Below are 7,953 nucleotides of genomic sequence, written 5' to 3' on the forward strand. Positions count from 1 at the left end.
GTTCTCTGATTATCTGATTAAACGTGGCTCCAGCATCACCCTGGCGCGTAAGCTGCCGATTGTGCTCGGCATGCTGCTCGCATCGACCATTATTCTGTGTAACTACACCGATAACACCGCTCTGGTGGTAGCGCTGATGGCGCTGGCATTCTTCGGCAAAGGTTTCGGGGCGTTGGGTTGGCCGGTGATTTCCGATACTGCGCCGAAAGAGATTGTCGGTCTGTGTGGTGGCGTCTTTAACGTATTTGGCAACGTGGCCTCCATTGTTACTCCGTTGGTGATTGGGTATCTGGTGAGCGAGTTGCACTCATTTAATGCCGCGCTGATGTTTGTAGGATGCTCGGCGCTGATGGCTATGGTTTGCTACCTGTTTATTGTCGGTGACATTAAACGTATGGAATTGCAGAAATAAACAAAGGTATAGGCGATGAATAACACGATTTTCCCGAATAAATTTAAAGCGGCCCTCGCGGCGCAGCAGATTCAGATTGGCTGCTGGTCTGCATTAGCCAGTCCAATCAGCACTGAAGTTTTAGGTCTGGCGGGTTTCGACTGGCTGGTGCTGGACGGCGAACATGCGCCGAACGATATCTCGACGTTTATCCCGCAATTGATGGCGCTTAAAGGTAGCGCCAGCGCGCCGGTGGTACGTGTGCCGACCAACGAGCCGGTGATCATTAAGCGTCTGCTGGATATCGGGTTTTACAACTTCCTGATCCCGTTTGTTGAGACCGAAGAAGAGGCGGTGAACGCGGTGGCGTCAACCCGCTATCCACCGGAAGGGATTCGCGGCGTGTCCGTATCCCACCGCGCCAATATGTTTGGCACCGTGCCGGACTATTTTGCGCAGTCGAATAAGAACATCACCATTATTGTGCAGATCGAAAGCCAGCAGGGCGTTGATAACGTTGATGCAATCGCGGCGACTGAAGGCGTTGACGGTATCTTCGTCGGCCCCAGCGATCTGGCCGCGGCGTTAGGCCACCTCGGCAATGCGTCCCATCCTGACGTGCAGAAAGCTATCCAGCACATTTTCGCCCGCGCGAAAGCCCACGGTAAACCAAGCGGCATTCTGGCCCCGGTAGAGGCGGATGCGCGGCGTTATCTGGAGTGGGGCGCGACGTTTGTTGCCGTCGGCAGCGACCTTGGCGTGTTCCGTTCAGCCACGCAGAAACTGGCTGATTCTTTTAAGAAATAACCACCATCGACAGTAGAGAGAGATAAAGACATGACAATGAAAGTTGGTTTTATTGGCCTCGGTATCATGGGTAAACCAATGAGTAAAAACCTCCTCAAGGCAGGTTACTCGCTGGTGGTTGCCGACCGTAACCCAGAATCTATTGCGGAAGTGATTGCCGCAGGCGCAGAAACCGCCGCCACGGCGAAAGACATTGCCGAGCAGTGTGATGTGATCATCACCATGCTGCCGAACTCTCCGCATGTGAAAGAGGTGGCGCTAGGCGAAGGCGGCATCATTGAAGGGGCGAAACCGGGGACGGTACTGATCGATATGAGTTCCATCGCACCGCTAGCCAGCCGTGAAATCAGCGAGGCGCTGAAAGCGAAAGGTGTGGATATGCTGGATGCGCCGGTCAGCGGCGGCGAGCCAAAAGCGATTGATGGCACGTTGTCGGTGATGGTCGGCGGTGATAAAGCGATTTTCGACAAGTACTATGATCTGCTGAAAGCGATGGCGGGTTCCGTGGTGCATACAGGTGAAATTGGCGCGGGTAACGTCACCAAGCTGGCGAATCAGGTGATTGTGGCGCTGAACATTGCCGCGATGTCTGAAGCGCTGACGCTGGCAACCAAAGCGGGTGTGAACCCGGATCTGGTGTATCAGGCGATCCGTGGCGGGCTGGCGGGCAGCACCGTACTGGATGCGAAAGCGCCGATGGTGATGGACCGCAACTTTAAACCAGGTTTCCGCATTGACCTGCATATTAAAGATCTGGCCAATGCGCTGGATACCTCGCATGGTGTTGGCGCTCAGTTACCGCTGACGGCTGCAGTCATGGAGATGATGCAGGCGCTTCGCGCAGATGGGTTGGGCTCCGCCGATCACAGCGCACTCGCATGCTACTACGAAAAACTGGCGAAAGTGGAAGTCACTCGCTAACAAGAAGGGCGCGGATGCGCGCCCTGTATTTCTTGCCTTGCGCGGCACTGTCAGGCTACATAACTATGAAAATCGTAATTGCCCCAGACTCTTATAAAGAAAGCCTTTCTGCCACCGAGGTAGCTCAGGCAATAGAAAAAGGATTTCGGGAAATTTTCCCCGATGCGCAATATGTATCTGTTCCGGTTGCCGATGGCGGCGAAGGAACGGTCGAAGCCATGATTGCTGCCACGCAAGGGCGTGAACATTCCGCGTGGGTGACGGGGCCGCTGGGCGAAAAAGTGAATGCCTGCTGGGGCATGTCCGGGGATGGTAAAACCGCGTTTATCGAAATGGCGGCAGCCAGTGGTCTGGCGCTGGTTCCTCCTGAACAGCGTAATCCGTTAGTCACTACGTCGCGTGGTACCGGAGAGTTGATTTTGCAGGCGCTGAACAGCGGCGCACAGAGCATCATTATTGGTATTGGCGGTAGCGCGACCAACGACGGCGGCGCGGGTATGGCGCAGGCGCTGGGAGCGAAACTCTGTGACGCCAATGGAACTGACATTGGCTACGGCGGCGGGAGCCTGGTGAGTCTAAATACCATCGATATCTCGGGCCTGGATCCTCGCTTAAAAACCTGTTCAATTCGCGTGGCTTGTGACGTGACCAATCCGCTTACAGGTGATTCTGGCGCTTCACGTATCTTTGGCCCGCAGAAAGGGGCAACGGAAGAACGCATTCTCGAACTGGACCGTAATCTGTCTCACTATGCCGAGATTATTAAAAAATCGCTGCGGGTCGACGTGAAGGACGTTCCCGGCGCCGGTGCGGCTGGTGGAATGGGCGCAGCGTTAATGGCTTTTTTAGGCGCCGACCTGCGCAGTGGTATCGAGATTGTAACCCAGGCGCTTAATCTGGAAGAACATATTCATGACTGCACGCTGGTGGTGACTGGCGAGGGGCGGATCGATAGCCAGAGTATTCACGGCAAAGTGCCGGTAGGTGTGGCGAATGTCGCGAAGAAGTACCACAAGCCAGTGATTGGTATTGGCGGCAGCCTGACGCATGATGTTGCGGTGGTGCATCAATATGGTATCGATGCGGTGTTTAGCGTATTGACCTGTATCAGCACACTGGAAGAGGCGTTCCGTGGGGCATTTGATAATATTTATCGTGCTTCAAGAAACATCGCCGCCACGCTGGCGATAGGAATGCGCAGTGCGGGGTGACATTGGTCCGCAAACCCTCTATACTGCGCGCCGAAGCTGACCAGACAGTCGCCGCTTCGTCGTCGTCCTCTTCGGGGGAGACGGGCGGAGGGGAGGAAAGTCCGGGCTCCATAGGGCAGGGTGCCAGGTAACGCCTGGGGGGGAAACCCACGACCAGTGCAACAGAGAGCAAACCGCCGATGGCCCACGCAAGTGGGATCAGGTAAGGGTGAAAGGGTGCGGTAAGAGCGCACCGCGCGGCTGGTAACAGTCCGTGGCACGGTAAACTCCACCCGGAGCAAGGCCAAATAGGGGTTCACAAGGTACGGCCCGTACTGAACCCGGGTAGGCTGCTTGAGCCAGTGAGCGATTGCTGGCCTAGATGAATGACTGTCCACGACAGAACCCGGCTTATCGGTCAGCTTCAACTCATTCAAAAACAATACGTTGGTGTGTCTCAGGCCTTAATAGGTGAAAATGTGACACAGACTGTGATACAGACGAGGCACACCAACGGCTGTTCCATCCCGAATATCCTAAAGCGTGGCAACCGTTACAGCCTTCATTTTAGACTGCCTTCAGGCGGTTTCTTTCGTGTGTCGCTGGGCTGCGATTCAGCCAGTAGAGCAAGATTTATATCTTCCCGTCTCTCGATGTTCATTTCTTTTGTAAAATCGTCCAAGATGGATCCAGCCCAACTATTGGACATAGTGCAGAAAATGAAAAAGTTAGAACAAGACGATATTGATCGTTATTTGCTTAAAATTCAGGCAGGTTTTTACGCCGCAGCAAAAAAAATTCCCACAACTGTACGTAGTACCCTGCGAGAATCCGGTTCATTGGCTCGTGAAAAACGTAATGCGTGTGATTTTGGATTACTACTTGATGGAACCTTTAAACAAGATGTTGAACCGCTGTCGACAGATTCAGTCATAGAGCAACTTGGTAGCCAGTTTGATCTTACGGGCATGGAGGTTGAAATCGATTATTTGGCCTCAGAGTACGACCTTCTCTTGAGACATTACTGCGATGCACATATAGCCTTTATGGAGCAACGGCATTCTGATTATCGCCAGATCGTTAACTCTATGCGACCTGACAATTATAACGTTTCCATCTCAGAGGATAAGCCTGAAAAACCATTGCCCTCTAAACTGACCCTATCTGAGGCATGGAAAGGTTTTGTAAAATTTAAGTCGGGCTGGACTCCTAAAATTCGGCAGGGGAATGAAAAATACTATGAAGTGATAGAGGCAGTTTTGGGGGCTGACACTCAAGTTTCTGACATTGCTCGACGCGATATTAAAAGCCTGCTTGAGGTAGTTGAAGGTTTACCTCGTCAGAATAAGAAGCCTTATAACCGAATGACTATTGAGCAATGTTTGGACTTGGATGAAGTTCCAGAAGCAGATCTGGTTTCAACCAAAACGGTCAGAGATTATCTGAAGTTGTGTCAGGGACTGTTTTCGACCTACCTGACTAAAGAAGTGGATATTCTTGAATCATCACCGACACTTAATGTCTCGTTCCAAGCTAAAAGCCGCAGCTATGGTTATTACACCGGAGCAGAAATGCGAAAATTGGTATGTCACTTCGCGACTTTGGATGGTTGGAAAAAATGGGTTTTTTTGCTACTGGCATATACTGGCGCTCGTCGCTCTGAAATCGCAAAACTGAAAGTTTCTGATGTGCGGTTGGACGAGGACAGTCAGAGACATTACATAATGATTGGGGATAGTAAAACTGAGGCGGGGATTCGGCAGGTTCCTATCTCACAACGTTTGATCAATATGGGTTTTTTGGATTATTTAGATAGCAAAAAGGCAGATACCAATTTGTTCCCCGAAATCACTAATACAAGTCAGGTAACGCGGCTTTTTCATGCGATACGTGAACAATTGGGTATTGATTATCTTGATGATTATAAAAATAGACGTATTGTGCATAGCTTACGTCACACTTTCGTAACTGAGATTCAGGCAAAGCACACCCTCACACTTGTTCAGCAAACGATAGGTCACGAACATTCAAACCAAGGACAAACCAAGGTTTACACGGGCAAGATGAAAGTTTCGGATTTGCTTCCAGTTGTTGATAGTGTTGACTGGTTTTAGTGATAGTCATTCTAATTCAATGGGTTTGCTGAGCCGTAGCTAAGCGCTTATCGACAGGAAAGCACAATGTCGGGGTATCGCAAAAGCGGAAAAATTGCAGAAGCAAACCTGAAAAATACCGCAGATTAAAATAATCTTTGCACTGCTATTTGTTTTGAGTTATTGTTATTTTGGGTTTCTATATCCCATGTAAACTTTCTTCGAAAAAAATTTATCCATCTTTTTTACCATTAGCCTTTGTCTGATGGGGTTTGTGCTACCCGTAATTGCTTCGTTTTACGGTGGTCAGATGGTAATAACTTATACGTGTGTGCATGTACGCGAGGGTTTGTTTATATAAATAACTTATGGGGGTGTTGTGTCAGAAGGAGGATCTATTCAGTCAATGCTCACACAGGCTACGCCTTACACAACCAAAGTTCATACACACGGGCGTTACAGGGTCATCACAGGTGATGTTTTCATTCATCATGCTTACGCCTACCCGATCAACGCCACCGACCAATCTGGTGTTCGCCTTGATATCCTTACCCCTATAGCAGAACAGCTTGATGCAATACTGTCCATCTACAGCCGGGTTTACTTCTCTCGCTTCGATTTACGCTTACCTGAGAATACCCCAATAGACACAGGCAACAGGTGGGTAAGCGACCTGTTTAAAAAACTACGTGAACGCCTGAGGGCTAAATTAAACAGGCCTGAGGGATTGGCAGAACCGATCCTCAACTTTGCTTATGGCTGGGTACGGGAGCAAGAGAAAGCAAAACAGGTGCATTACCATTGCTGGATTGCCCTCCCGCATCGACAGGTCAGACGCCTTGGGACACCCACAAGTGGCATTGCCGGAAGCATTGTTGAAATCTGGATGGGTCTGACGGGCGGTAAAGCAGCGCTGGTGGAGCTGCCAAAGGCAACGGAAAGATATCCGAATTATTACATTATCGAAAGAAATAAGCCGAAAACGCTCGAGGGGCCTTTTCTGTGGGTATCGTATCTGGCGAAAGAGCGTGGAAAGTATCAGACCGGAAATGGGGATCGGGTCCACTCAACATCAAAATTGAGCAATAAAAACCATAATTGCTAAATCCTTCGTGTAACGCTCTCTACGGCCTTCAAGTTAGGAAGTAGTACCTACGGCATTACCCACACTACAAAAAACGCTCACGATAGCGCTCATTGCGTTTAACAATGCCTTCTCTCATATACTACGGCTTAGCTTTTAAATATAGCACTCCATCACTATCTTTTCCAGGTGGATTTAAGCTGGTGTGCGGCTCCGCTGGATTTACTGTCGCCGGAATATTTCGGATTAATTGACCCGAAAATAGCCATAATTAAGCCTCACGCGCTGGCAGGGCAGCATCTGAATCTGAGTGAAGACAGGTTAAATCTTATGCCTCTTTGATGTTCCAGTTTCGTTTGATAGTCGGGAGGCTTAAATTCAGTTCTAACGCCGCTTTGGACTGACTCAGCCCCTTAGCTCTGGCTTCCTGTACACGCTGAAGGGTATTTGACGCAACCGGACGGCCTAACTTCTTCCCTTCCTTCCTGGCTCTTACTAAACCCTCTTTTGTGCGTTCAATGATGCGGGATTTTTCGAACTCTGCAAACGCAGAAAACATTTGCAGCATCAGTTTCCCTTCCGCGCTGGAAAGGTTACGCACAGGCAGATCCAGTGAAACAACATCAATCCCTTTATCCACCAGCATCGTAATGGTTTGCTGCACGTCGATGTTGTCCCTTCCCAGGCGGTCCAGTTTCAATACTACAAGCTGATCCCCAGCCTCCAGTTTATGAGTCACCATATCAGCAAAGCCTTTGCGCTGCATCGCCTGTACTCCCCCTGACACGGTTTCTGATATCACCCTGCTATCATTCACTGCATAGCCAGCCTGACGAATCGCCATAATCTGGTTTTCTGTTGACTGTTCGCTGGTGGACACACGGCAATATGCAAATGTACGGCTCATAATCGCTCCCCTGATTGGTATCAAAAACGGTATCATAATTAACTAATGGTATCATAATGTCAATATGCTAATTTAATGACACCAATTTAAGGTAGGGTTTACTGGTGTCATAAAACGTTCGATTGTTGATACCAGTCTGATCGCTACCAGCGGTGACATCCGTATGATATTTGGGAAACATCAGGAGTTACCTTTACGATCGGAGAGAACCTGCCTGATCGATCTGGCAATCGCTTGGCAATTTTTTGTGAAGTAGCAAAAGAGAGCAAGACTTGATGAAAAAATTCACATTATTGGTGCGTACTGTGAGTTGCCCCTGCTTTACTAAAAAACAAATAAAAAACAATGTCTTGTTGTAATTAAAAAAAAGATAAAGTTTAGGCCGAAGTGGTCGATAACTTGAATGACACAGGTAAGCCTAGCTTATATACCCAAAAGGAAAATTTTATGGCACAAGTTATCAACACTAACAGCCTGTCGCTGTTGACACAAAATAACCTGAACAAATCTCAGTCCTCTCTGAGTTCCGCAATCGAGCGTCTGTCTTCCGGTCTGCGTAT

The 7,953-nt window shown here is 49.4% G+C and carries 7 protein-coding genes and 1 other RNA gene; 7 read left to right on the forward strand and 1 reads right to left on the reverse strand.

What is annotated here, in order from left to right; genetic code table 11:
- From FDX04_RS14575 to FDX04_RS14605, 7 genes are all read left to right on the forward strand, one after another.
- Positions 1-412, forward strand: a 412-nt coding sequence (locus FDX04_RS14575) for an MFS transporter (protein ID WP_137371140.1), incomplete at its 5' end; no start/stop codon positions are given.
- Between the two features lie 15 nt (positions 413-427).
- A complete protein-coding gene (gene garL, locus FDX04_RS14580; RefSeq protein WP_038634122.1) occupies positions 428-1,198 on the forward strand; it encodes a 2-dehydro-3-deoxyglucarate aldolase in 771 nt (256 codons plus the stop codon).
- Positions 1,199-1,228: 30 nt separating this feature from the next.
- Positions 1,229-2,119, forward strand: coding sequence for a 2-hydroxy-3-oxopropionate reductase (gene garR / locus FDX04_RS14585; RefSeq protein WP_042311198.1), 891 nt, complete (start codon positions 1,229-1,231; stop codon positions 2,117-2,119).
- A 65-nt stretch (positions 2,120-2,184) separates the two neighbouring features.
- Positions 2,185-3,330 carry a glycerate 2-kinase gene (gene garK, locus FDX04_RS14590; RefSeq protein ID WP_137371141.1) on the forward strand — a complete coding sequence of 382 codons (1,146 nt, stop codon included), beginning with the start codon at positions 2,185-2,187 and terminating at the stop codon, positions 3,328-3,330.
- Positions 3,331-3,362: 32 nt separating this feature from the next.
- Positions 3,363-3,739: RNase P RNA component class A (gene rnpB / locus FDX04_RS14595), an RNA gene on the forward strand.
- 289 nt (positions 3,740-4,028) lie between these two features.
- Positions 4,029-5,423: a tyrosine-type recombinase/integrase gene (locus FDX04_RS14600; RefSeq protein ID WP_249935543.1), complete on the forward strand. Its 1,395-nt coding sequence runs from the start codon at positions 4,029-4,031 to the stop codon at positions 5,421-5,423.
- A 385-nt stretch (positions 5,424-5,808) separates the two neighbouring features.
- Positions 5,809-6,507, forward strand: a complete 699-nt coding sequence (locus FDX04_RS14605; protein WP_137371142.1) for an inovirus-type Gp2 protein — start codon at positions 5,809-5,811, stop codon at positions 6,505-6,507.
- A gap of 307 nt (positions 6,508-6,814) precedes the next feature.
- Here FDX04_RS14605 and FDX04_RS14610 read toward each other — a convergent pair whose 3' ends face one another.
- Positions 6,815-7,393 (reverse strand): recombinase family protein, encoded by a 579-nt coding sequence (locus FDX04_RS14610; RefSeq protein WP_137371143.1) that lies wholly within the window; start codon positions 7,391-7,393, stop codon positions 6,815-6,817.
- Between the last annotated feature and the right edge of the window lie 560 nt (positions 7,394-7,953).

Source organism: Citrobacter sp. wls615 (assembly GCF_005281355.1).
GTDB lineage: Bacteria > Pseudomonadota > Gammaproteobacteria > Enterobacterales > Enterobacteriaceae > Citrobacter > Citrobacter werkmanii.